The sequence below is a fragment of the Lysinibacillus sp. Ag94 genome (assembly GCF_023242215.1).
GTDB lineage: Bacteria > Bacillota > Bacilli > Bacillales_A > Planococcaceae > Lysinibacillus.
In genome coordinates, this window is the sequence record NZ_CP096780.1 from 694,899 (window position 1) to 718,397 (window position 23,499).

The following is a 23,499-nucleotide window of genomic DNA, read 5'->3' on the forward strand; positions in this document are numbered from 1 at the left end:
CTAGATGTCTAGTTGGGATGAATAAATAGAAAAGGGCATTTTAATTAAAAATATAGGAAATATCACATGTTATTTACGTGATATTTCTTTTTTTGAAGGTAATTTGACATATTGAGGACGAATTTGGTTTCGTTATTGACATACACTGACATAAACGATTATTCTTGGTAATGAGGGTATAAATGAGAATGATTTTCGTTTTCAAGTAAATTACTTTCAATTATTTTTCAGAGGAGGCGTATAACACATGAAGAAATTAATGATGTTCGTCATGCTTGCAACTTTCTTTGTTTGTAACTTTGCGTTACCACAAGCATCTGCTCAACTAGCTGACGGCACACATTCGATAAAATATCAGGTCAATAAACCTGAGAGCAACTCTGTATCCATTGCCAATGATTATTTTTTAAAACCAGCAAAGGTCACATTGAAAAATGGGACAGCTACTGTTCAAATTACATTAAAAAATAGTGCATGGATCACAAAGTTCCAACCACCTGGTGGAGCAACTGTAGTAAACGAAGATAAAGCAGCAGATACTCGTACTGTACAATTTACAGTTAAAGATTTAACGAAACCTGTTGTAACTTCTATGAAAATTGATATTGACGATATTAATTATCACCACGAATACAGCGTTTCATTAGTATTTGATGCAGCATCTGGAGGAAGCACTACAACAGCATCTGATTCGAAAACTACTAATGCACCAACAAATTCTTCTGAAAGTCATGTGCCGAATCCACAAACAAGTGATGTTACACCGTATTTATTAATTGTGGCATTAGTTGGATCAGCATTTTTACTTTATAGAAAAAAAGTACAAACAAAAACGGAGGGTCAATAATGGCTAAAAAACAACAATCACGCGCAACAAAAATAGTACTAGCTTCATTGCTAGCAGCATCGCTTTCAGCACCATCATTTGCATCTGCACAGGTAGCTGAAGTAACGACTACAAATGCTGAAGTAAAAGTAGGGGCAATTAAATCAGAAAATGTTGATACTGTAGTAGATTTCCACATCTTTAAGCCTGGTACAACAGAACCCCAACCTGCAATTAGCGCTCATCTTGTTACAACAGGCACAATCGTTGAGAAGGATGGAAAATTTGAGGCAAAATTAACGGTAGCAGCAAAATCTGCTCCAATGATCGCAGGTTTACAAACAAAGCAAGGTGATAAGTTAGTAGATGCTACTGAAGTTAAAAATGCAGATGGCACAATTACATACAGTTTCCCAGCTGTAGCTGGTGAAGTATTACAAGCGAAAATTCACGTTGTCGTAGCTTCAGCTAATATGGACAAGTGGTATGATTTTGATTTAAAAGCAGTAGAAAATAAGAAAGTAACTACTGCGGAAGAAAATGGTAAATCTGAAGAGATTAAAGAAGACGTTAAAGTAAATGAAGTGGCTGTCACTGTTTACAAAAACGGTACTTCTGAAGAATCTATTATGAAGCAATATATTCAACCAAAAGTAGGCGTATCAGTAGTAGATGGTAAAAGCGTAGTTACTATGACATTCCCTCAAGGTCAATATGTTAAAGGATTCAAAGTGGAGGGAAAAGAAGCAACTTTAGTAAGTCAAGACGATACAACAAATACTAGTAAGTACTCATTTGAAGTGGCAGACTTAAAGAAACTTGTAAATGCTCAGCTACATATTGTTGTGAATGAGCCAGAAAAAGGCGTGAACTATGATTCAAACCATCAAGTACAATTTAGCTTTGCTGTCGAAGGCGCAGTGAAACCAGTAGTGAATCCGTTTAAAGATATTAGTAATGACGGTAATAAAGAGGCAATCTTAGCATTATACAGTAAGGGAATTGTTAAGGGGCAAGATAATTTTAAACCATATGACAATATTACACGCTCTCAATTTGCGTTAATGATTGCACGTTCCTTAAACTTATCTTCTACAACAAATGCTGGCTTTAAAGATACAGCGAAACTTGATACAGAACGTGTACAAGCAATCAATGCCTTAGCTGAAGCTGGAATAGTCGTAAAGGCAGAGAACTTTAATCCAAATGGTACACTTACTCGACAACAAGCAGCAGTGATGATTTACCGTGCAGTAGCACATGTTGCAGGAAAAGAAATGAACTACGGTGATCCAAGCTTATCTTATTATGCTGATGGTGCAACTGTTACAAGTGAAGAAGCAAAAAAAGCCTTTGCGTTCCTATATGCAGGTAAAATCATGACTGGATCTGTAAATGCGAATGGCAAAACTGTTATTAATGCAAGCAGTCCATTAAAACGCACACAAATGGCAAAAATTTTAAATGGCTCATTACAATACATGAATAAATAGTACGGTTACAGCCACTTCCTTTCTCACATATTTGAGGAAGGAAGTTACTGTGCTCTTAAAGAATTTGGAGGAATTTACAAGTGATTAGCAATAGAAAAATAGTTCAAGTATTCGTTTTGAGTACTTTTTTACTGATGCTTTTCCCTCCATGGCTTCAGGCAAAAGCTGAAGAATCTGTATTAGAAAATGGGAGTTATCAAGTTGAACTAAGTTTTTCATCTCTAGATGGAGGGAAAGACAATATTTTTAGCGAATTGGCGACGATTGATGTAAAGAACGGTCAATTTAGCTTGAATTTGGCTATAAAGAAGCCATTGCGTATAAGAGATTTACATATCGAACAGCAGGAAAATGAGCTTTCGTCAAACGTTCAGACTGAAAGTTTAGTTCAATTTGATGTCAAGGATTTACATCGGCCTCTTATCATTAAAGGTGAGGTAGCATTTTCATCCTCTGAGGAATATGTCCCTTTTTCCAAGGAGCTTCAATTACAGTTAACAACCCTTTCAACAATTGTGCAAAAGGATGAGGAAGTTATTCCAAAAAACGAAATTGACGACTCTATTTCACAAGATATCTATGATAAGGAATGGTCAATGAATTACGTATTATTAGTAGATGGAAAAAACGAACCATCCATTATGAATACATATGTAAACCCTGTTGCAGAAATAAAAGAAAAAAACGGCAAATATTATGCTCACATGACAATTTTAAAATCTAATTGGATAACAGGCTTAACTGTAGATCAACAAGGAAAACAGGTAGAGCCGAAGTTTATTTCACTTGTAAACAATGCTAGAGTTGTTGAATTTGAAATTAATAATTTTGAAAAGCCAATACGAATGTGGGTTAAAGTTGATATACCTGAGATGTCTTATCATCATCAATATTTCGTAAATCTAAAATTTGATCAACAGCAGGTAGCGCAGTTTTTAAGCAAGCCCACTGTAATAGCACCCTCTACACAAGTAGCTAGTGAAAAGCAACCTGTTATTGTTAAAGAGAAAGTCAAAAAGGCACCAGTGGAAACACAACAGGAGCCTGTAAAGCCGACTCAGTTATCACGGCCACTGCCATCATTCCAGTCAACTGTAACTGTGCCTAAGGAAGAGCGGTTAGTATTTGATCGTACACTTGACGCACCTATTGAAGATAAAGACGATGCCGAGAAAGCTGATGTTAAAGAGGAGACTATTGAAAAAGTTGCGAAGGATTCAAAAGTCGATCAGCAGCTTGCTCAGCTGAATATTGTGAAGATAGTGTTGCTAGTAGTAATTTGTATTTTATCGGGCTGGTCGCTCGTTCGTCGTTTTAAAAATGCAAGAAAAGATGCGAATGAACAGAAATAAGTAGGAGATGACTTTATGCAAAAGAATTGGAAATGTTGGTTGCTCATAATGGCGATGATGTCATTACTTTTGGTAGTCGTCGGCTGTAGTGATGGAAGTAAGCAAGAAAAGACAGAGACACCAACGGGAAAAGCACAGCCATCAACTGAAGCAACTGATGCGAATGAACACCGTATTATTGCAGGAACGGTTGTTATTGCAGATATTCTAGATAAGCTTGAGTTGGACGCTATAGCAGTGCCTGAAACAGAAAAAACATTAGCAAAACGTTTCCATAAACTGCCTACGATCGGTAACGCAATGGAGCCAGATATGGAGATTGTTAAATCATTAAATCCAACAGATGTGTTATCAGTTTCAACGTTAGAGTATGATTTACAAGATAAATTCGAGCAGTTAAAAATTCCGGTTAATTTTTTAAACTTTCAAAGTGTGGATGCCATGCTTTCCGAGATTAAAACACTTGGCGAACGCTATAATCGCGTAGAACAAGCCGAGAAGCTAGTGAATGGATTACAAAAAAATATTGATGCTGTACAAACAGTTGCAAGGAACAAAGAGGGGCCTCGTGTATTAATCTTACTTGGTATTCCAGGAAGTTATTTAGTTGCAACTGAAAATTCCTATGCGGGAGACCTTGTGAAACGTGCAGGCGGTATTAATGTAATGGAAGGGCAGGACGCTGAATACTTATCTTCGAATACCGAGTACTTGCATAATAGTAACCCTGATATTATTTTACGACTGTCACACGGTATGCCAGATGAAGTTGTAAAAATGTTTGACGAGGAATTTAAAACGAATGATATTTGGAAGCATTTTAACGCAGTAAAAAACGGCAAAGTCTATGATTTGGAGGAAGAATTATTCGGTACGACAGCTTCCTTACAAGTCCCACAGGCTTTAGGACAGCTAATGGAAATCTTTTATCGTAAATAGAACAAGCAAAGCCTTGCTTTTCTAATATTTCTATTAAGCCTATGTCGAGGAAGGAATAATTGGAAAAGTTGTGAATGTGCATGTAACATGATGGAATTTGAAAAGAAAAAGGAAGTCCGGTATGACAAAAAAAATTGTAAGCTTTTCAATTGTAATTGTATTATTACTTGTCTCAGCAGTTTATGCCGCAACGACAGGTAGCATTAAAATGGGCTTTTTTGAATTTATAGGTGCATTATTTGATGAAGGAAATAGTCAAATGGAGGCTATCCGAGATTTACGATTTCCACGAATCATTGTTGCGTTGTTTGCTGGTGCAGCACTTTCCGTTTCAGGGGTACTATTACAATCAGTTATGCGTAACCCATTAGCGGATGCCGGGGTTATTGGTATATCTTCAGGAGCGGCATTTGTCCAGCTCTTTATTATTTCCTTCTTTCCAGCATTATTTTTTATGACACCTATATTAGCATTTATGGGCGGGGCATTTGCCTGCGCACTCGTCTTTGCGTTGTCATGGAAGTCAGGCTTAAGTCCATTGAAACTTATTTTAGTCGGAATCGCTATTAATGCAATGTTCACTGGGTTAACAGAGGCTTTCATTAGTTTAGGTGGTTCATTGAATACTTCAGCTTCCAGCGTTGTAGGCTCAAACTTAACGATGCGTACGTGGAAGGACGTATCAACAATTGTTACTTATGGTACTGTCGGATTAATAGCCTCCTTTGCATTATATAGTTGGTGTAATCTCCTCGTATTACAAGACAAAACAGCAAAAAGTCTAGGCTTTCCTATAGCTCGTGCTCGTCTAGCAATAGCCGCTGTTGCGGTACTATTATCAGCTGTTTCTGTTGTTGTAGCAGGAGTTATCTCGTTCGTCGGTCTGTTAGTACCACATATTTCTCGTCGTATTGTTGGACACGATCATAAGGTGCTCATACCTTTTACAGCATTAGCTGGCGCTTTACTAATATTAGTGGCAGATACGATTGGTCGCACAATTGCTGTACCACTTGAAATTCCAGCATCAACCATTATGGCGATTATCGGTGGACCATTTTTAATATTCCTATTACGAAAAGAGTGAGGAGACATGGAAATACAAGATATTATTGTATCGCATGATAATACTCGAAATCATTTAGACGGTGTATCGACGATAATTCAAAAGGGCAAAATCACAACGATTATCGGTCCAAATGGCTGTGGAAAATCAACATTATTAAATGTTATGACCCGCAACAATATGCCGAAATCGGGGAACGTATCGTTAGAAAGCAAGGATTTGGTGCACTACAAGCCAAAAGAATTTGCAAAAAAACTAGCAATTGTCTATCAACAAAATGATGTACCGAAGGATTTAACAGTAGAAAAGCTAGTGAGCTTTGGACGTCTACCACATCATTCAATGCTAAAAAGAAATCATGAGGAAGATGTCAAAGCTATTGAATGGGCACTTGCTTGCACGAATTTGTTGGAAAAACGAGAAAACAATTTAGAGGCTTTATCAGGTGGGGAACGTCAGCGAGTGTGGATTGCAATGGCTTTAGCACAGCAATCTGAAATTTTATGTTTGGATGAGCCGACAACCTATTTGGATATTTATTATCAAATTGAGTTATTGGAGCTTGTAAAGGCATTAAATGAGGAATATGGCTTAACAATTGTTATGGTGCATCACGATATCAATCAGGCGATACGCTATAGCGATCAAATTATTCTGATGAAAGCTGGACAAATAATAGCCGAAGGAGCACCACGTAACGTTATTACAAGGGAAGTTATTAAAGAAGTCTATGGGGTCGAAGCCATTTTCAATGAGGATGAGCAGTTTGGATTTTACATGGTACCCCTTGCAATATAACTGGTGATACGATGAAAATATGGGCATCTAAGTTTTTAACATTTATATATTTAGCGATATTCTTATACTCAGGCTTTGCATTAGCCAAGTACTTATACACGTACTATGAGACTTCAAAATCATTGGAAGAAGTACAAACGATTTACCAATCAACATTGGCTTCTTTAGAAGATAAACCAGATGAAATCTCATCAACACCATTTACAATCCGTCCACAATTCAATGATTTACTCACTGTAAATAATAATATTGTTGGATGGATTTCTGCAGACGGGACAAAGCTCAATAATCCAATTTTACAAGCTGAAAATAATGATTTTTATTTAAATCATAATTATAAAGATCGAGAAAGTCGTGCAGGCAGTGTATTTATGGACTATCGTAATAATGTGCAAAATATAAACCAAAATACTATTTTATACGGCCATGCCATGAAGAATAGTACGATGTTTGGGAGTCTTAAAAATTACTTAAATCAGCAATATGCAAACGAGCATCCTATCATTTATTTAGATACACTGTATGAAGGTTATAACGTTGAAATTTTTGCAGCATATGAAACCACCATTGATTTTTATTATATTGAAACAGAGTTTAAGAGCAATGATATTTACTTAAAATTTTTAGACGACATTCAAGCACGCTCTTCAATCGAAATGAATATAGAGCTTGGACCGGAAGACAAAATTCTTACACTATCCACTTGTAAGGATTCTGTCATGAGTGACGACTATCGTTTTGTCGTCCAAGGTAAATTAGTGAAACGCTGATAGATAAGGAATTTCCCCATTTCATTGGGAAGCTTCTTTTTTATTTAAAGAAAGTAGTTGGAGTAATTTTCTAAACGGAGAAATCGCTCAGGTAGTTTCTGAAAATGCCTTGGTCAAAAATTTTTAAAAATAACTTGACGTAAGTAAATTATTAATATATAGTAAGTTACAGAAAGTAATCAATTACTTTTCGTAACTACTGTTAACTAGGATGCAACAGAAGTAACTACAAATGTTTAATCGTAAACATAATTTAAGTAGTTACTTCATATTTTATAATATATCTCGAATTCGAGATAAAAACAACCCAATTGGAGGAATTTATAATGGCAAAATGGAACATTGATTTAGGACACTCAGCAATTAACTTTCAAGTAAAACACATGATGGTATCAAAAGTAAAAGGTGTATTCGATACTTATTCAGCGGATATTGAAGCGGCAGATCTTGCAGATTTAACAACAGCAAGCATTAGCTTTACAATTGATCCAGCTAGCATCAATACACGTAGTGAAGATCGTGATAATCACTTAAAAGCAGCAGACTTCTTTGATACTGAAAAATATCCGACAATTACATTTAAATCTACAAACATTGCAAAAAAATCAAATGATGAATATGCGGTTACAGGTGATTTAACAATTAAAGACGTAACGAAATCAGTAACATTTGATACTGAATTTAATGGTAAAGGTACAAATCCATGGGGCCAAGAAGTTTATGGCTTTGAATCTACAACATCCATCAATCGTGAAGATTTTGGCTTAACTTGGAATGCAGCCTTGGAAACTGGCGGTGTTCTAGTTGGGAAAGACATCAAAATTACAGTTGAACTGGAAGTAAACCCAGCTTAATTTTGTAAAATGTGCTCGATTTCATATCGGGCACGTTTTTTTATAATAAAACATTGCCAGAAAATAACATAACAAACAAGTTGCTTGCATAATTTTAGTAATTACTGCATATAAAACATCATATTGTTTTTGGGGGCGATGGGATGAATGTATTAGTGACAGGTGGTTATGGTTTTATTGGTAGTGCAGTGGCTAGGCGTTTTTTTCAAGAGGATGCAAATGTTTATATTATTGATAATTTAAGTACCGGTCATTTACGCAATATCGACTTTGATCATAAATCTTATCTTTTGAATGTGGAAGATGAGGTTTGTGAGCATCTTTTTAAAGAAACATCATTTGATGTGGTCATTCATTGCGCAGCACAAACGAGTGTTCAAAAATCGGTGCAAGAGCCAGTGAAGGATGTTTTAACGAATATTGTAGGGCTTAGTCAGATGCTCTTTTTATCGTCAAAATATAAAGTAAAGCATTTCGTTTTTGCCTCGTCAGCAGCTGTTTATGGTGATAGTCACTATCCACCATTAGAAGAAACAGATGTTAGTGAGCCGATTTCGATGTATGGATTAAACAAAAGTATTGGTGAGACATACTGTGAAAAATGGCAAAGAGATTATCGTTTACCAACATTAATTTATAGATTTGCTAATGTATTCGGTCCAAGGCAATGTATGCGGGGGGAAATGGCAGTTATTCCTAGCATGTTAAAAAGCAGTATAGAAGGAAAACCCTTTACGATTTATGGGGATGGAGAACAAACACGAGATTTCATATATGTAGATGACATTGCGGATGCTATTTATGCTGGTGTACAGGCTAGATTACAAGGCATTTATAATGTATCAACGAATGAGGCATGGTCGATTCATCAAGTTATTTTATTATTACAGCATTTAAATCATCCTTTAGAAATTCAATATGCACCTGCGAGAGAGGGAGATATTGAGCATTCATTTTTAAATAACGCTAAGTTGGCAAAGGCGATAGGGTGGAGACCAAAAACTACTTTTGCGGAAGGCATAGAGCGTACATTGCAAGCTTTACAAAATGAAAAGATAGTGGAAATTTAATTAAATTATAAATAAGGTGATTTGAGTGGGGACTAGGTGACTCCATGGAGACCAGCGAAGCGGAAATCAATCCCACGTTAGTGAATGAATTCATTATACCTGAAGATTTATCGGTACAACTTCAGTTTTTATTATATGGGTGACTTCCATTGGGGATGAGCTCAAAATATGTAGGTGATGATCAGTGTATTTTTTGACGATTTACCCTAAAAGGGAAATCGTCTTTTTATATTTTTAAGGAGACGGAAAGTAAGCGTTCATCAGTACATCGTATTATTGGTATTCGCGGAGTAATAGGTGATTTTTTACGCCTATAGTATAATTAAAGGAGTGCTATGGGATGGAACGGGGGCCTACAAATGCTAGTAGATTTTAGAGTGAAAAATTGTTTAAGTTATAAGGATGAAACCCTATTTTCAATGGTGGCGGGAAGCCGTATTCGAAAATTAAAGGAGACACATACGATGAAATGTGACTCATTTCACCTTGTAAAAAGTGCCTTTATTTTCGGACCAAATGGAAGTGGTAAATCAAACTTATTCACGGCAATTAAAATTTTACGATCTTTATTATTTAACTTTGAAAATCTTAATAATGTTAAACAACTTCGCTTGCCCTACCAGCCGTTTAAATTAGGAAGTCAGCAAGAACAACCGACAGAATTTATGATTTCGTTATTACTAGATGGGGTATTGTACGATTATGAGGTACAGTATAATGCATCACAGGTTCTTTATGAAGGTCTAACTAAAACGACAAAGTCTCTAAAAATGGAGCTTTTTAATAGACGATGGGATGGTACAGAATATTTGTATGAAGCTGTCAATGGTACTACGCTAGAATTGACAAAATATACGCGTGATAATACAGCTTTCTTATCGGTATTAAATGTCTTTAATGACCGAGATGCTACGAAAATATTTGATTGGTTTTTACATAAAGTACTATTTTTAGATGAAACAAATCGGTTATCAAGTCATCCACTTATTCGTAAACTTGAAGAGGAGCCCTTTAAGAAAGAGGTTATAAAGATACTAAAGATTGCAGACTTTTCTATTCAAGATGTAACGGCAAGACGGGTTGAGCGCAGAGAGAAAAATACTATTGGCTATGATTTTGACACTACAGAAGTTATACAAGAAGTGGATATCGATTTGCACTATTTATCGTTCGATGAAGTAGGCGCGCCAATCGGGACAGAAACGATCAATTGGACGATGGATTCAAAGGGGACGGTCCGTATGCTGCATTTAGCATGTGTCATGGTCGATGCATACAATAAAGGGAAGACAATCTTTATAGATGAATTTGACACAGCATTTCATGTGTCCATCTGCGAATTTTTAATGGCCATTATGAACAGCAAGCGTAATGTTACGAATCAATTTGTTGTCACAAGTCATGAAATTGATTTATTAGATCAGCCACTACGTTCCGACCAAATATGGTTTGTAAATAAAAGCTTTAAAAATGAATCCGAGTTATACTCCTTATTTGATTTTGCAGATTTACAGAAGAAACGTGGGGATATTTCTTATGCTAAGCGTTACTTAAAAGGAGAATTTGGGGCTACACCGGTTATTAATGAATATTTATCAAATCAATATTTAACTTCTTTGGAGGGCTTATCCAAACAGCCGCCGAAATAGAGGAACTCAGTCTAAGAACGCCATCGTCCTGTGGCATTTATCTGCAATTATGCCAGGGTATAATTAATAGGAAGTGGAGGTATTTGAGCAGTGAGAGTGCGTCAACAAGGGAATCGAACACTGCGTAAAACAGTTTTAATTTATTGTGAAGGTGAAACCGAACGTATTTATTTTGAGCAAATGCGTATTTTAAAGCGCTCAAAAATGGTAAGTGTCAAAATAAAAAACGTCAAGCGTTCGGCTATTAAGCTAGCCCAGCATGCCTATCGAGATTCAAGCTACCAATATTTTGATGAGGTTTGGATTGTTTTTGATAAAGATGATCTAACTGAAAAGCAATTAGAGGAAGTTAATGACTTTTGTGAGGAGAATAGTATTCATATTGCCTATTCAAATGAAGCATTTGAATTATGGCTATTGTTGCATTTTGAAGAAGTCGATCTATCTGAAAAGTATCCTCGTGCCGTATTAAATGACAAAATGGAGCAGCATCTTGGGGTAACACGTTATTTTCGTCATAAAGCAGATGAGTCAGTCATTGCACCGATCGCACTTCGTCATGAGGTCGCTATTAAAAATTGCACGGATATGATGTCACTTCGTAAGACGGAAAGCCGTGACAATCCTTATTGCAATATACATGAAATGATAAAATACATATTTTAACTTCTTTCAGCAAAAAAGTCGTTCTTTGTGCAAGCACAGACCGTAGCGAAAGCAAAGCGACAGCTAAATTATATGCCAATTAGTAGGTTTTCAATGGAGAGCCTGCTTTTTTTATTTCTCGAAAGGTGGGATAACAATTATTAAAAGTACGACATATATTAAGTTGATTGGAGTGGAACTTTTTTAGTTCCACTCAAACATGTAAATAAATTTTTTATATTTGGGAATAATATCAGAGGCCATGACAATTGAACTGTACATATGACGCGATTTTAAACCTATAAATGATTGAAAAGTGTATGTTGTATTCGTAATTTTTCCAGACGATCTACCTTGCCTTTTCTTTCTAAAAAGACTACAATGAAATTAAGTTAATATACTAGGTTTGAGCGATTGAGAGACCATTAAAAACATATGTACATTTGTACATGTGCTTTTAATGGTCTCTTTTTTCGCTTTAAATAAGGAGGAATTTCATTATGAGCACAGCTTCAGCAATACAACGTCAACAAACGATTGAAGAATTACAAAGTAAAGAATACGATTTATTGGTTATCGGTGGTGGAATTACAGGTTGTGGTATCGCACTTGATGCAATTGCTCGTGGTCTATCTGTAGCGTTAGTTGAAATGCAAGACTTCGCCGCTGGTACTTCTAGTCGTTCAACAAAATTAGTGCATGGTGGACTTCGTTATTTAAAACAATTTGAAATAAAAGAGGTTGCAGATTTAGGAAAAGAGCGTGCGATCGTTTATGAAAATGGACCGCATGTAACAACGCCTGTTTGGATGCTACTACCATTCCATAAAGGTGGCACATTCGGTAAATTCTCAACGAATATTGGCTTACGCGTCTATGATTTTTTAGCAGGGGTTAAACGTTCTGAGCGTCGATATATGTTAAATGCTGCAAAAACAATGGAAAAAGAACCTTTGGTCAAAGGTGAGGACTTACGCGGTGGTGGTGTATATGTGGAATATCGTACAGATGATGCACGTCTGACAGTCGAAGTTGCCAAAGCTGCCATTGAAAAAGGTGCTACACTCATTAACTATACAAAGGCAGAAAACTTTTTATACAATGACCAAAAGAAAATTGATGGTATTGTAGCACAAGATTTGATTGCCCATAGCACGTTTAATATTCGCGCAAAAAAAGTTGTCAATGCTGCTGGTCCATGGGTAGATGAGGTTCGTAATATCGAAGGACAACAAAATGGTAAGCACTTAATTTTATCAAAAGGTGTGCACATCGTTTTTGATGAATCTAAATTCCCATTACGTCAAGCTGTCTATTTTGATACACCTGATGGTCGTATGGTGTTTGCGATTCCTCGAAATGGGAAAACGTATGTTGGAACGACAGATACATTTTACGAAGGTGATGCCCGTGAAATGAATATCCATCAAGAAGACCGTGATTATATTATGAAAGCAATTCATTATATGTTTCCAAAAGTTAACGTCACTGATTCAGATATCGAATCAAGCTGGGCAGGTGTTCGCCCATTAATTCATGAAGAAGGTAAAAATCCATCTGAAATTTCTCGTAAGGACGAAGTATGGGAATCTCAGTCAGGTCTTGTGACAATCGCTGGCGGTAAATTAACAGGTTATCGTAAAATGGCTGAAACAGTTTTAAATAAGATTGCACAAGATTTAGAACAACGATTTGGCATTGCATCAAAACCATGTTATACAAAGCAGATTCATATTTCCGGTGGAGATGTCGGAGGCTCTCAAAACTTACATGCCTTCGTGGCGAAACGCACAAAAATGGGTGTTGATATCGGATTATCAGAAGAGGAAGCAAAACATTTAGCGCATCATTACGGTTCTAATGTGGACACTGTTTTTGAATATGCTAAAGAACAGCATCCTGTTTTACCTCAAGGGTTATATGCTCAACTAATGTATGGTATCCATCATGAAATGGTTGTTCATCCAAACGACTTTATGATTCGTCGCACAGCCTATATGTTCTTTAATATCGCACTTGTTATACAATATAAAGATGCAGTATTAGATGAAATGGCAAAACAATTACATTGGTCTACTGAACAACGTACACAATATGAAAAAGATTTAAATTTAGAAATAACAAGAGCTACAACTGCATTATAATAAAAAGGAAGGTCGTCTTTATGGCGACCTGACTTTTTTAACTTCTTTAAGTGCTTGTCCAACACCCGCTTAAAAAAGTTAGCCTCTGGCGGATGTCGCAGAATCGGCTTTGTACAAGCAAAAAACGATTCTAAACGCAATTATGAGGCATAATTGATATAAAGGGGAAATCAAATGAATTTTAATAATCAACAAATTATTCCCGCTGCGCGTACGGTTAAGCAATTTGATGAAATATTAAATAGTCGATTCGAATACATTGTGCTATTAGAAGTGCATATTAGTTTGCTCATGTCAATAAAGCGAGAGGCAGATCGTAACGGTAAAAAATTAATTATTCATGCAGACTTAATTCATGGCTTAAAAACGGATAACTTTGCTGCAGATTTTTTATGTAATGATATCCGTCCAGCAGGTATAATTTCCACTCGATCTAATATGTTAATAAAAGCAAAATCTCGTGGGATTATTGCCATTCAGCGCGTCTTTTTAATTGATACGATTGCACTAGAAAAAAGCTTTTCAATGATTGAATCAGCGAAGCCTGATTATATTGAATTATTACCAGGCATCATTCCTTCAATGATTTCAGAGGTACACCAGCGAACGAAGATTCCTGTTATTACAGGTGGACTAGTTCGCACTGTTGAAAGCATAGAGGAAGCGTTATCAGCTGGAGCAGTAGCTATTACAACATCAAATAAGAACTTGTGGGAAAATTTCCAAAAATATTGTTGACTATGTATATTATTTTCTCTACAATGTACATAAGTTAAAAAGCGCGTGGTTAGGAAAAGGAACCCACATTTAATCATCTGCATTATAACGTGCAGTTTGTTTAAGTGTGGGTTTATTTTTTTACTAAGTGCACTATTACAAAGGGGGGCTTCTTGTATGTCAACATTTACAGCTGAACTTGTCGGCACGATGATTCTTATTTTATTCGGTGGTGGCGTTGTTGCAGGTGTATCACTGCACAAATCGAAAGGCTTTGGCGGTGGATGGGTAGTAATTACATTTGCTTGGGGTCTAGCTGTGGCTATGGCTGCATATGCTGTTGGTGGTATTAGCGGGGCACATTTAAATCCTGCTTTAACGATCGCGCTTGCTACAATTGGTAATTTCCCGTGGGAAGACGTACCTTCTTACATTGCTGCACAATTGATTGGTGCATTTTTAGGGGGGATACTCGTTTATTTTATGTATCTACCACATTGGAAAGGTACGAAAGATCCGGAAGCGAAACTGGCTGTATTTTCTACAATGCCTGCTATTAAACATCCATTATCAAATCTAATCTCAGAAATGATTGGTACGTTTATACTTGTTTTAGGTATTCTAGCATTGGGAACAAATTCAATTACGGATGGTTTAAATCCATTTCTAGTTGGTATGCTAATTGTAGTCATCGGGATGGCATTAGGCGGTCCTACTGGTTATGCAATTAATCCTGCACGTGACCTAGGCCCACGTATAGCTCACTTTTTCTTACCAATCCCAGGTAAACGTGACTCTGGATGGTCATATGCATGGATTCCAGTTGTAGGTCCAATTATCGGTGGTACTTTTGGTGCTCTATTCTTCCAACAAATTTTTGAGGGGAAAAATAGTATCACATTTTGGGTATTTGCTATTATTGTAGTTATTATTTTTATCAGTGCTCAAATGACAGTGAAAAATGTTAAAAGTGAAGAGTAAATTAATTATGCCTCGGCATAATAAAACATTTGTAGCTGTCGCTTCGCTTTCGCTACAGAAAACATTTGCTGAAAGAAATTAAAAAATTATTGGAGGTATGTCCGATGTCAGAAAAAAAATATATTTTAGCTTTGGACCAAGGTACAACAAGCTCACGTGCTATTTTGTTTGATGAAAAAGGGAGCATTCTCCACGTTGCACAACAAGAATTCCCGCAGTATTTCCCACAATCCGGATGGGTTGAACATCATGCAGAAGAAATTTGGTCTTCTATTCTTTCTTGTATCGCTACAGTGCTCTCTGCAAAAAATATTGAATCAAATCAAATTGCTGGGATCGGTATTACAAACCAACGCGAAACAACTGTTGTTTGGGATAAACATTCAGGGAAACCAATTTATAATGCGATTGTCTGGCAATCACGCCAAACGAACGCTATTTGTGAGGAATTGAAAGAAAACGGTTACAATGATTTATTCCGTGATAAAACAGGTTTATTAGTCGATGCATACTTCTCAGGTACAAAAGTAAAATGGATTTTAGACAATGTTGAAGGTGCTCGTGAAAAAGCAGAAGCAGGCGATTTATTATTCGGTACAATTGATACGTGGTTAATATGGAAGTTAACAGGTGGTAAAGTCCATGTTACAGATTATTCAAATGCTTCTCGTACGTTAATGTACAATATTTATGATTTAAAATGGGATGAAGAAATTTTAGACATTTTAGGTGTTCCAGCTTCTATGCTTCCTGAGGTTCGTCCTTCTTCTGAGGTGTATGGATATACGGAGGAAGCGCTGTTCTTTGGTTCTGCTGTTCCAATTGCAGGGGCTGCGGGCGATCAACAAGCGGCTCTATTCGGTCAGGCCTGTTTTGAAGAAGGTATGGTTAAAAACACTTACGGTACGGGCTGCTTTATGTTGATGAATACTGGTGAAAAGGCAGTAAAATCAGAGAATGGCTTATTAACTACGCTTGCATGGGGCTTAAATGGTAAGGTTACTTACGCTTTAGAAGGAAGTATTTTCGTAGCTGGCTCTGCTATTCAATGGTTACGTGACGGCTTACGAATGTTCCGTTCTGCTTCAGAATCTGAACAATATGCTGCACGTGTAAAGTCGACTGACGGCGTTTATGTAGTTCCTGCATTCGTTGGTCTAGGTACACCTTATTGGGACTCAGATGTACGGGGTGCAGTTTTCGGTTTAACGCGCGGTACTTCTAAAGAACATTTTGTACGTGCAACATTAGAATCGTTAGCGTATCAAACTAAAGACGTACTTGGTGCAATGGAAGCGGATGCCAATATCCCACTAACGAAATTACGTGTAGATGGTGGTGCAGTCGCAAACAATTTCTTAATGCAATTCCAATCGGATTTATTAAACGTTCCTGTCGATCGTCCGGTTATTAACGAAACAACAGCTTTAGGTGCTGCGTATTTAGCAGGTTTAGCAGTTGGCTTCTGGAAATCACCAGATGAAATTAGTGAGTATTGGAATTTAGATCGTCAATTCACACCTAATATGGATGACTCACATCGTGAAGAAATCTATGCAGGCTGGAAAAAAGCTGTTGCAGCTGCTCAAGCATTTAAATAAACATATAGCTGAATAGTGAAAAAAAACCTTGATAGGCAAATTTGAAGCGAATCCAGTTGTTAGACAAAAATCTAACTAGGATCACTTTGCTTGCCGATCAAGGTTTTTAGGTCTGCACTTATATTTGTACTTACATATTTTGAGTTCTTGACCCCTTTTGGTTCATCAATAAAAGTTGTGGATGACTTTTGGTAAAACGTCAGCAACAAATGTTTTCTGTGCGAAAGCGAAGCGACAGCAACGAATGTTTTCTGTGCGAAAGCGAAGCGACAGCAACAAATGTTTTCTGTGCGAAAGCGAAGCGACAGCAACAAAGCATCCATCAGAACGGAAATCAACCACACGTTTTGTGATGGTCCCTCCTTTTGTATGTATTCCATATATCTCCTAGTAATTAAATTGTAAAGTAAACTTGACACTTCAAGATATGTAAAGTAAACTTTACTTATCAACAAATGTACAGTTCACTTTACATTTTTAAAGGAGGCTTTATGAAAAACAGAATTCGCGAATTACGAAAATCGAAGAAGATTACGCAGGAGGAATTGTCGAAACAAGTTGGAGTCTCACGACAATCGATCATTGCAATTGAATCAGGGAAATTCAATCCATCTATTGAGCTTGCCTATAACATATCAAAAGCTTTCAATTGCACGATTGAAGAAGTGTTTATTTTCGAAGAGGGGAGAATGTAATTATGGAAGTTTCTATCGGGGGTATTATTGGATTGTATGGAGGAATAATTTGTGGAATCCTTGGCTGGTGGTTTGGACGGAAAAAAGCTAGAGAAAACAGAGGTTTAGATGAGCTATACTATCATATTTGGCAAAATGCAAAATCCTATTCATGGTATGTGACATTAGGAGCAATTTATGTTCTCTTTTCTTTAATTATGTTTGGGATTGAATTAAGCAACGCAATGGTTTTAGGTATCCTTCTTTTAACACACCTAGGGAGCTGGGGAGTAATTGGGATTGTTTTGTCCATCAGTATGTCCAGTACAGTCACGTTGCAGCCCTCCCGTGTGAAGCTTGGTATAATCGTCATTGTTACGTCTATTATTGTTTTTACGATTATCACGATCATGACGAATAACTGGAAGTTTTTATTATATAGTATACCACCTAATTTAATTGGACTTTTTACTGCACTTAAACCAATGGGAGAAGATTCCGAGTTAACTCCCTAGATGTGAAATAAAGTCGTACCTTTATACCCCTTTAGATATGGTTATCTAAAGGGGTATTTTTATAGTGCAAAGGAAAAGAACATCACAATTAAAAGATCGATTAGGAATTGTTGAGTGACAATAAAGTTGTTCTATGATTTTGGTGAAAAAATGAGTCATCTAGAAGCATTCGAATTTGGTCGTAAATTAAGAAAAAATTGAGAAAGTTTTCCTATAGCTATGTCTTGAAGCATGTTTATTTCATAAAAACATATAGTGTATATTGAGAATTATCTAGTATTGGAATGAAAGGGGATTGCGTGGATAAATCTAAGTCGAATCAGCGCAAAAATTTGGAGGAGAATGCAAAGGATCAGCAGTTAGAGCAGTTTCGTGTCGATAATGAAGGGCAAAAGATGACGACGAATCAGGGACTAAAAGTTTCGAATGATGAAAATTCATTAAAGGCTGGAGTTCGTGGGCCAACAATTATGGAGGATTTTCATTTTCGAGAGAAAATAACGCATTTTGATCATGAACGTATTCCAGAGCGTGTTGTGCATGCGAGAGGCTTTGCGGCACATGGAGAGTTTGAGCTGTATGAATCGATGGGGGAATACACTAAAGCAAGCTTTTTACAGGACCCTAATAAGAAAACACCTGTATTTGTCAGATTTTCAACGGTAGTAGGAAGCTTAGGTTCGATGGATACTGCACGTGATGTTCGTGGTTTTGCGACGAAATTTTACACGGATGAGGGCAATTATGATTTAGTTGGTAATAATATACCGGTCTTTTTTATCCAGGATGCCATTAAGTTCCCTGATTTAATTCACGCGGTAAAGCCTGAACCTCACAATGAAATGCCACAAGCAGCTTCAGCTCACGATACGTTTTGGGATTTTGTAGCGAACAATCAAGAAATTGCGCATATGATTATGTGGCATATGTCTGATCGTGCAATACCTAGAAGTTTTCGAATGATGGAGGGCTTCGGTGTTCATGCTTTTCGTTTCGTCAATGATAAGGGAAAATCAAGGTTTGTAAAATTTCATTGGAAACCTGTGTTAGGTGTTCATTCACTCATTTGGGATGAAGCGCAAATCATTGCTGGTAAGGATCCGGATTTTCAACGACGTGATTTATGGGAATCCATTGAGATAGGTGATTATCCTGAATATGAGTTAGGTGTACAAATGCTTGAGCCAGAGGACGAATTTAAATTTGATTTTGACATTTTGGATGCAACAAAGCTGTGGCCTGAGGAAATGGTGCCAGTTAAAAAGATTGGAAAGATGACATTGAATCGTAATGTGGATAATGTTTTCGCTGAAACAGAGCAAGTCGCCTTCCACCCTGGGAATGTTGTGCCAGGCATAGATTTTACAAATGATCCACTTTTACAGGGGCGGCTATTTTCTTATTTAGATACACAGCTAATACGTCTAGGAGGGCCAAACTTTGCAGAAATCCCGATTAACAGACCCATTTGTCCATTTCATAACAATCAGCGCAATGGCTTTAGTCGTCAAACTATTAATTTAGGAAAAGTGAGCTACCATAAAAATTCCTTGGCCAATAATACACCATCAACTTCAACGGCAAAGGAAGGTGGCTTTGTCCATTATGAAGAAAAGGTTGAAGGACGCATCACACGAGCACGTAGTAAATCGTTTGATGATCATTTTTCACAGGCAAGGCTGTTTTGGAATAGTATGTCTCCCCCTGAAAAACAGCATATCATTGATGCCTTTAGTTTTGAGGTCGGGAAGGTGAAAAGTAAGTCCGTCCGCCAACAAGTAGTCGACATGTTTGTCCGTGTTGATAAAGCAATGGCAACGACTGTGGCCGATAATGTTGGTGTTAATCGTCCAAAAGGCGAGCAAATAAATGTCACGTTAGCATCACCTGCACTTAGTCAAGCTAATACTATAAAAATGCCCCAAACACTTAAGGTAGGCGTGCTAATAGGTGATGGATTTGATGCAAATGAAGTTGGCGAAATACTAAAATATTTAACTAGACAGGGCGTTCGATACAGTATTATTTCTGACAGATTAGGGGTTGTTACTAGTAGTGATGGTGTGCAATTAACAGCAAGTGATACATTTATTACTACGGATGCGGTCCTATTTGATTCGTTATATGTTGTAGGCGTAAGAGCAAAAAATCAAGCAAAGTTTAATTCTCATATTGTAAATTATATTAATGAAGCGTATAGACATTACAAACCGATTGGTATAGCTACATCAGGAACGACATTTTTTAATATGTCTAATGCCAATGTAGGGCCAGGAATTGTGTTAGCAACTGGCGACAAAGATTTCGCTAAAAAATTTGTCAAAGCAATAGCTCAACAACGCTTTTGGGAACGGAATATTTATTAACTTTACGTTGTTTCCGCGAAAAGGAAAATATTTGTGAAGCGGAGCAAATACCTGTAGGAAAAGAAGCAATACTTTCTCGCGTCAATGGCATTAGATTTTCTATGAAATATTTCATCTATCATGGTAAAAATGCTGATAATTAAAGTCTCTCATTGTTCTTAAAGAATAGTGAGAGATTTTTTAGTAATGGGTACTTTAAATGTTACCTTTATTGGCTCCTTCTCCATATAGCTTGGTCATGAGATCGAGAGTTTTAAAGAAAGTAGGTAGACAAAATGTTTCTTTATTTACTATAAATTACATGGCGTTGCATTCGAATTTTGTAAATGCTATGGTGGTTAATGAGGTGAATTTTGTGGAAAAATTTGATATTGCAATTATTGGTGCAGGACCTGGGGGCTATATAGCAGCCATTCATGCAGCAAAAAGTGGCAAGAAGGTCGCTTTAGTAGAGCGCGATAAAGTAGGAGGAGCCTGCTATAATGTCGGCTGTATTCCTTCGAAAATATTGTTGGAGCATAGTAAGCTCATTCAAGAAATAAAACGTGGTAATGATTGGGGTATTGAAACTTCTACAGTAAATGTGAATTTTCCAAAATTGATGAAACGTAAGGATGCTATTATTGACGAGCTTTTAACGAATATTGAGAGCTATATTTTGAGCAATCAAATTACCTTTTATCGAGGAGAAGCGGCAGTATCTAATGATTTAATGGTAACAGTTGGTGATGAGGTCTTTACTGCAACGGATATCATTTTAGCAATGGGAAGTAAACCATTTGTACCACCTTTTAAAGGTATAGAGGCTTCTTCCTACTATACAACGGATACCTTTTTCGATATGACAGAGCTACCAAAGCAGTTAACAATTATAGGCGGAGGCGTTATTGCAGTAGAAATGGCATTTAGTTTAGCACCGCTAGGAACAAAGGTGACGGTGCTGAATCATAGTGAAGATATTTTACAGACAGAAGAGCCAGATGCACGACCACTAATTCGTGAAAAGATGAAAAAGCTTAATATTGAGCTTGTGACAGATTTTCAATTTGAGCATTTTAATGGCAATGAAATTCATACATCTAAAGGCATTTATACATATGAAAATCTTTTGTTTGCAACGGGTCGACGCCCGAATACAAAAATAGCCCAGCAGCTAGGTTTAGCCTTCGAAGGTCGATCGATTGCTGTCAATGAGCATCTTGAAACAAGTCAGCCACATATTTATGCTATAGGTGACTTAGTTGGTGGTTTCCAGCTAGCTCATTCAGCGAGTGCAGAGGGAATTTATGTTGTCGACCATATTCTGGGGAATAAACCGGCACGAATTGATCAAGCTTTGATTCCTCGCTGTGTTTATACACATCCTGAAATTGCAACTTTTGGATTACTGGAAGAACAGGTTAACGAACCTTATAAGGTGACGAAAATGCCTTTACATACAAACTCTAAGGCATTAATGGAGGGCAATACAGTGGGCTTTATAAAGCTCATTGCGACGGAAAAAGAAGGACGCATTTTAGGAGCTTGTGTTGTTGCTGATGGGGCAACAGAAATGTTAAATGCTATTTTAGCTACTAAAAATGCTGGTGGTACGGCCCATACTCTTGCAAATATGATTTTTCCACATCCTACAGTGTCAGAGCATATAGGGGATGCTGCAAAAGCTATTTTTGACAAAGCCATTCACCAATAATGCTACCTTTTATTAAGCGAACCAGAAACCATAACAATACTGTTTAGCCGCCTTCTATTTCTTATACAAATTATAATAAGCGTGATACAGGCTAATCGTTATGTTTAATTTTGTTATAAATACCATTAAATAAAAAAACATATTGACTTTGTATGTTATTATGTTAAATTAACATTATAAGAATACTTGGTTTTAAAAAATGAGTTGACTGGACATCTAGAGGCTTCTATTTTACGAAACGGATTTTCTCCGAGCGTAAACATAGAAGCCTTTTTTATCTTTATGTTGTGAATTTCTAACTTGGAGAGGATGGAATATGAAATTAGGATTTGGCTTTCGTTTTTTTTGGAGAATGGTTACGTACTGTAGGAAACAGGTTACTTAGGCGCTACATTACGTCATTTAAAGATATTGCATTTGGTGTAAGGACATTTATCTTTGTTAATAAGGAGTGGCTAATATGACAAAAGCAGTTATTATTAATGGCACTAATTCGAGAAATTCACGCGTGACGGCGATTCACGAAAAGGTAGAAAATCACTTGAAAGCACAGGGAATAGCGGTACACACAAATTATGTACATGAATTGCCTGCTGAGGACTTAATTAAAGCTAATTTTGCAAGTGAAGCCATCGTTTCAGAAAATAAACAAGTTGAAGAGGCAGATATTATTATACTTTTGACGCCAATTTATAAAGCTTCATATACAGGAATATTAAAAACCTATTTAGATTTGCTACCGCAAAAAGCATTGCTTGGAAAGATTATTTTACCAATTGCTGTAGGTGGCTCTATTGGACATTTACTCGCTTTAGAATATGCATTAAAACCAGTTTTAGCTGTATTAGGAGCTACAACGATCGCACATTCTGTTTATATTGTTGATAAACAAATTATTCGATTAGAAGATGGGAGCTTTGCTATCGAGGAAGAAGCGATTAACCGTCTTGATGTACAATTAACACAATTTCAGCAAATTGTATCCATTTAAGTATGAAGTAGCTCAATAATATAACATGAGGCACTTTCTTGGGGTCATCCATGAGGTTTAACAAATGTCATCCCCAACTTTTGGGATTGAGCATGAAGTTCAAAAAATAGCGCATTATAGGAAATAACCTCCTATAACGCGCTATTTTTAATTAACTTCAGGTTCTTCATTTTTCTCACTCGGTGCTGTAGAGAGATATAAGAATGCCTCATCTTGCAATAGCAATAATTTTTCTTCACAAATACCGTGTGCTAATGGTCCAGAAAAAATAGACTCCCACCAAGTTCCTGTTGTTGTTGTTGTCATTGTCTTAGCCCCCATTTCAATTTTTCAATATGTAGTTGTAAGTTTCCCA

General features: G+C 36.8%; 20 protein-coding genes and 1 pseudogene. 20 read left to right on the forward strand and 1 reads right to left on the reverse strand.

Annotated elements, in window-relative coordinates; all coding sequences use genetic code 11:
* The first annotated feature begins 247 nt into the window (after positions 1 to 247).
* The 20 genes and pseudogenes from isdC (at position 248) to ssuE (ending at position 23,144) form a co-directional block, all read left to right on the forward strand.
* The gene (gene isdC, locus MY533_RS03055) at positions 248 to 847 is read left to right on the forward strand and encodes a heme uptake protein IsdC (protein ID WP_248717984.1); all 600 of its coding nucleotides are present in this window, start codon (positions 248 to 250) and stop codon (positions 845 to 847) included.
* Positions 847 to 2,319, forward strand: a complete 1,473-nt coding sequence (locus MY533_RS03060; RefSeq protein WP_248717985.1) for an NEAT domain-containing protein — start codon at positions 847 to 849, stop codon at positions 2,317 to 2,319. Before isdC ends, MY533_RS03060 begins: the two co-directional genes overlap by 1 nt.
* An 80-nt stretch (positions 2,320 to 2,399) precedes the next feature.
* Positions 2,400 to 3,671, forward strand: coding sequence for an NEAT domain-containing protein (locus MY533_RS03065; protein ID WP_248717986.1), 1,272 nt, complete (start codon positions 2,400 to 2,402; stop codon positions 3,669 to 3,671).
* A 15-nt stretch (positions 3,672 to 3,686) separates the two neighbouring features.
* The gene (isdE, locus tag MY533_RS03070) at positions 3,687 to 4,610 is read left to right on the forward strand and encodes a heme ABC transporter substrate-binding protein IsdE (protein ID WP_248717987.1); all 924 of its coding nucleotides are present in this window, start codon (positions 3,687 to 3,689) and stop codon (positions 4,608 to 4,610) included.
* Between the two features lie 121 nt (positions 4,611 to 4,731).
* Positions 4,732 to 5,735, forward strand: a pseudogene (locus MY533_RS03075) (FecCD family ABC transporter permease).
* Complete coding sequence (locus MY533_RS03080; protein ID WP_248717989.1) at positions 5,704 to 6,474, forward strand: ABC transporter ATP-binding protein; 771 nt, start codon at positions 5,704 to 5,706, stop codon at positions 6,472 to 6,474. Before MY533_RS03075 ends, MY533_RS03080 begins: the two are co-directional and overlap by 32 nt.
* An 11-nt stretch (positions 6,475 to 6,485) precedes the next feature.
* Positions 6,486 to 7,244, forward strand: a complete 759-nt coding sequence (gene srtB, locus MY533_RS03085) for a class B sortase (RefSeq protein ID WP_248717990.1) — start codon at positions 6,486 to 6,488, stop codon at positions 7,242 to 7,244.
* 326 nt (positions 7,245 to 7,570) lie between these two features.
* Positions 7,571 to 8,098 (forward strand): YceI family protein, encoded by a 528-nt coding sequence (locus MY533_RS03090; protein WP_248717991.1) that lies wholly within the window; start codon positions 7,571 to 7,573, stop codon positions 8,096 to 8,098.
* 143 nt (positions 8,099 to 8,241) lie between these two features.
* Entirely contained in the window at positions 8,242 to 9,168 is a 927-nt protein-coding gene (locus MY533_RS03095) for an NAD-dependent epimerase/dehydratase family protein (RefSeq protein ID WP_248717992.1), read from the forward strand.
* 359 nt (positions 9,169 to 9,527) lie between these two features.
* On the forward strand, positions 9,528 to 10,817 hold the full coding sequence (locus MY533_RS03100; protein WP_132357856.1) for an AAA family ATPase: 1,290 nt from the start codon (positions 9,528 to 9,530) through the stop codon (positions 10,815 to 10,817).
* A 90-nt stretch (positions 10,818 to 10,907) separates the two neighbouring features.
* Complete coding sequence (locus MY533_RS03105; RefSeq protein WP_132357854.1) at positions 10,908 to 11,483, forward strand: RloB family protein; 576 nt, start codon at positions 10,908 to 10,910, stop codon at positions 11,481 to 11,483.
* A gap of 479 nt (positions 11,484 to 11,962) precedes the next feature.
* Positions 11,963 to 13,606 (forward strand): glycerol-3-phosphate dehydrogenase/oxidase, encoded by a 1,644-nt coding sequence (locus MY533_RS03110; protein WP_248717993.1) that lies wholly within the window; start codon positions 11,963 to 11,965, stop codon positions 13,604 to 13,606.
* A gap of 174 nt (positions 13,607 to 13,780) precedes the next feature.
* Positions 13,781 to 14,344 carry a glycerol-3-phosphate responsive antiterminator gene (locus MY533_RS03115; RefSeq protein ID WP_142510799.1) on the forward strand — a complete coding sequence of 188 codons (564 nt, stop codon included), beginning with the start codon at positions 13,781 to 13,783 and terminating at the stop codon, positions 14,342 to 14,344.
* Between the two features lie 156 nt (positions 14,345 to 14,500).
* Positions 14,501 to 15,304: an MIP/aquaporin family protein gene (locus MY533_RS03120; RefSeq protein WP_132357847.1), complete on the forward strand. Its 804-nt coding sequence runs from the start codon at positions 14,501 to 14,503 to the stop codon at positions 15,302 to 15,304.
* A 104-nt stretch (positions 15,305 to 15,408) separates the two neighbouring features.
* A complete protein-coding gene (gene glpK, locus MY533_RS03125; protein ID WP_248717994.1) occupies positions 15,409 to 16,905 on the forward strand; it encodes a glycerol kinase GlpK in 1,497 nt (498 codons plus the stop codon).
* A 491-nt stretch (positions 16,906 to 17,396) separates the two neighbouring features.
* On the forward strand, positions 17,397 to 17,600 hold the full coding sequence (locus MY533_RS03130; RefSeq protein ID WP_132357843.1) for a helix-turn-helix transcriptional regulator: 204 nt from the start codon (positions 17,397 to 17,399) through the stop codon (positions 17,598 to 17,600).
* 2 nt (positions 17,601 to 17,602) lie between these two features.
* Positions 17,603 to 18,094, forward strand: a complete 492-nt coding sequence (locus tag MY533_RS03135) for a hypothetical protein (protein ID WP_248717995.1) — start codon at positions 17,603 to 17,605, stop codon at positions 18,092 to 18,094.
* 284 nt (positions 18,095 to 18,378) lie between these two features.
* Positions 18,379 to 20,460 carry a catalase gene (locus MY533_RS03140; protein WP_248717996.1) on the forward strand — a complete coding sequence of 694 codons (2,082 nt, stop codon included), beginning with the start codon at positions 18,379 to 18,381 and terminating at the stop codon, positions 20,458 to 20,460.
* Between the two features lie 355 nt (positions 20,461 to 20,815).
* Positions 20,816 to 22,153: a dihydrolipoyl dehydrogenase gene (gene lpdA, locus MY533_RS03145; RefSeq protein WP_248717997.1), complete on the forward strand. Its 1,338-nt coding sequence runs from the start codon at positions 20,816 to 20,818 to the stop codon at positions 22,151 to 22,153.
* Positions 22,154 to 22,613: 460 nt separating this feature from the next.
* Complete coding sequence (gene ssuE / locus MY533_RS03150) at positions 22,614 to 23,144, forward strand: NADPH-dependent FMN reductase (protein WP_248717998.1); 531 nt, start codon at positions 22,614 to 22,616, stop codon at positions 23,142 to 23,144.
* Between the two features lie 147 nt (positions 23,145 to 23,291).
* Here the strand turns inward: ssuE and MY533_RS03155 are convergent, their stop codons facing one another.
* Positions 23,292 to 23,450, reverse strand: a complete 159-nt coding sequence (locus MY533_RS03155; RefSeq protein WP_248717999.1) for a hypothetical protein — start codon at positions 23,448 to 23,450, stop codon at positions 23,292 to 23,294.
* Between the last annotated feature and the right edge of the window lie 49 nt (positions 23,451 to 23,499).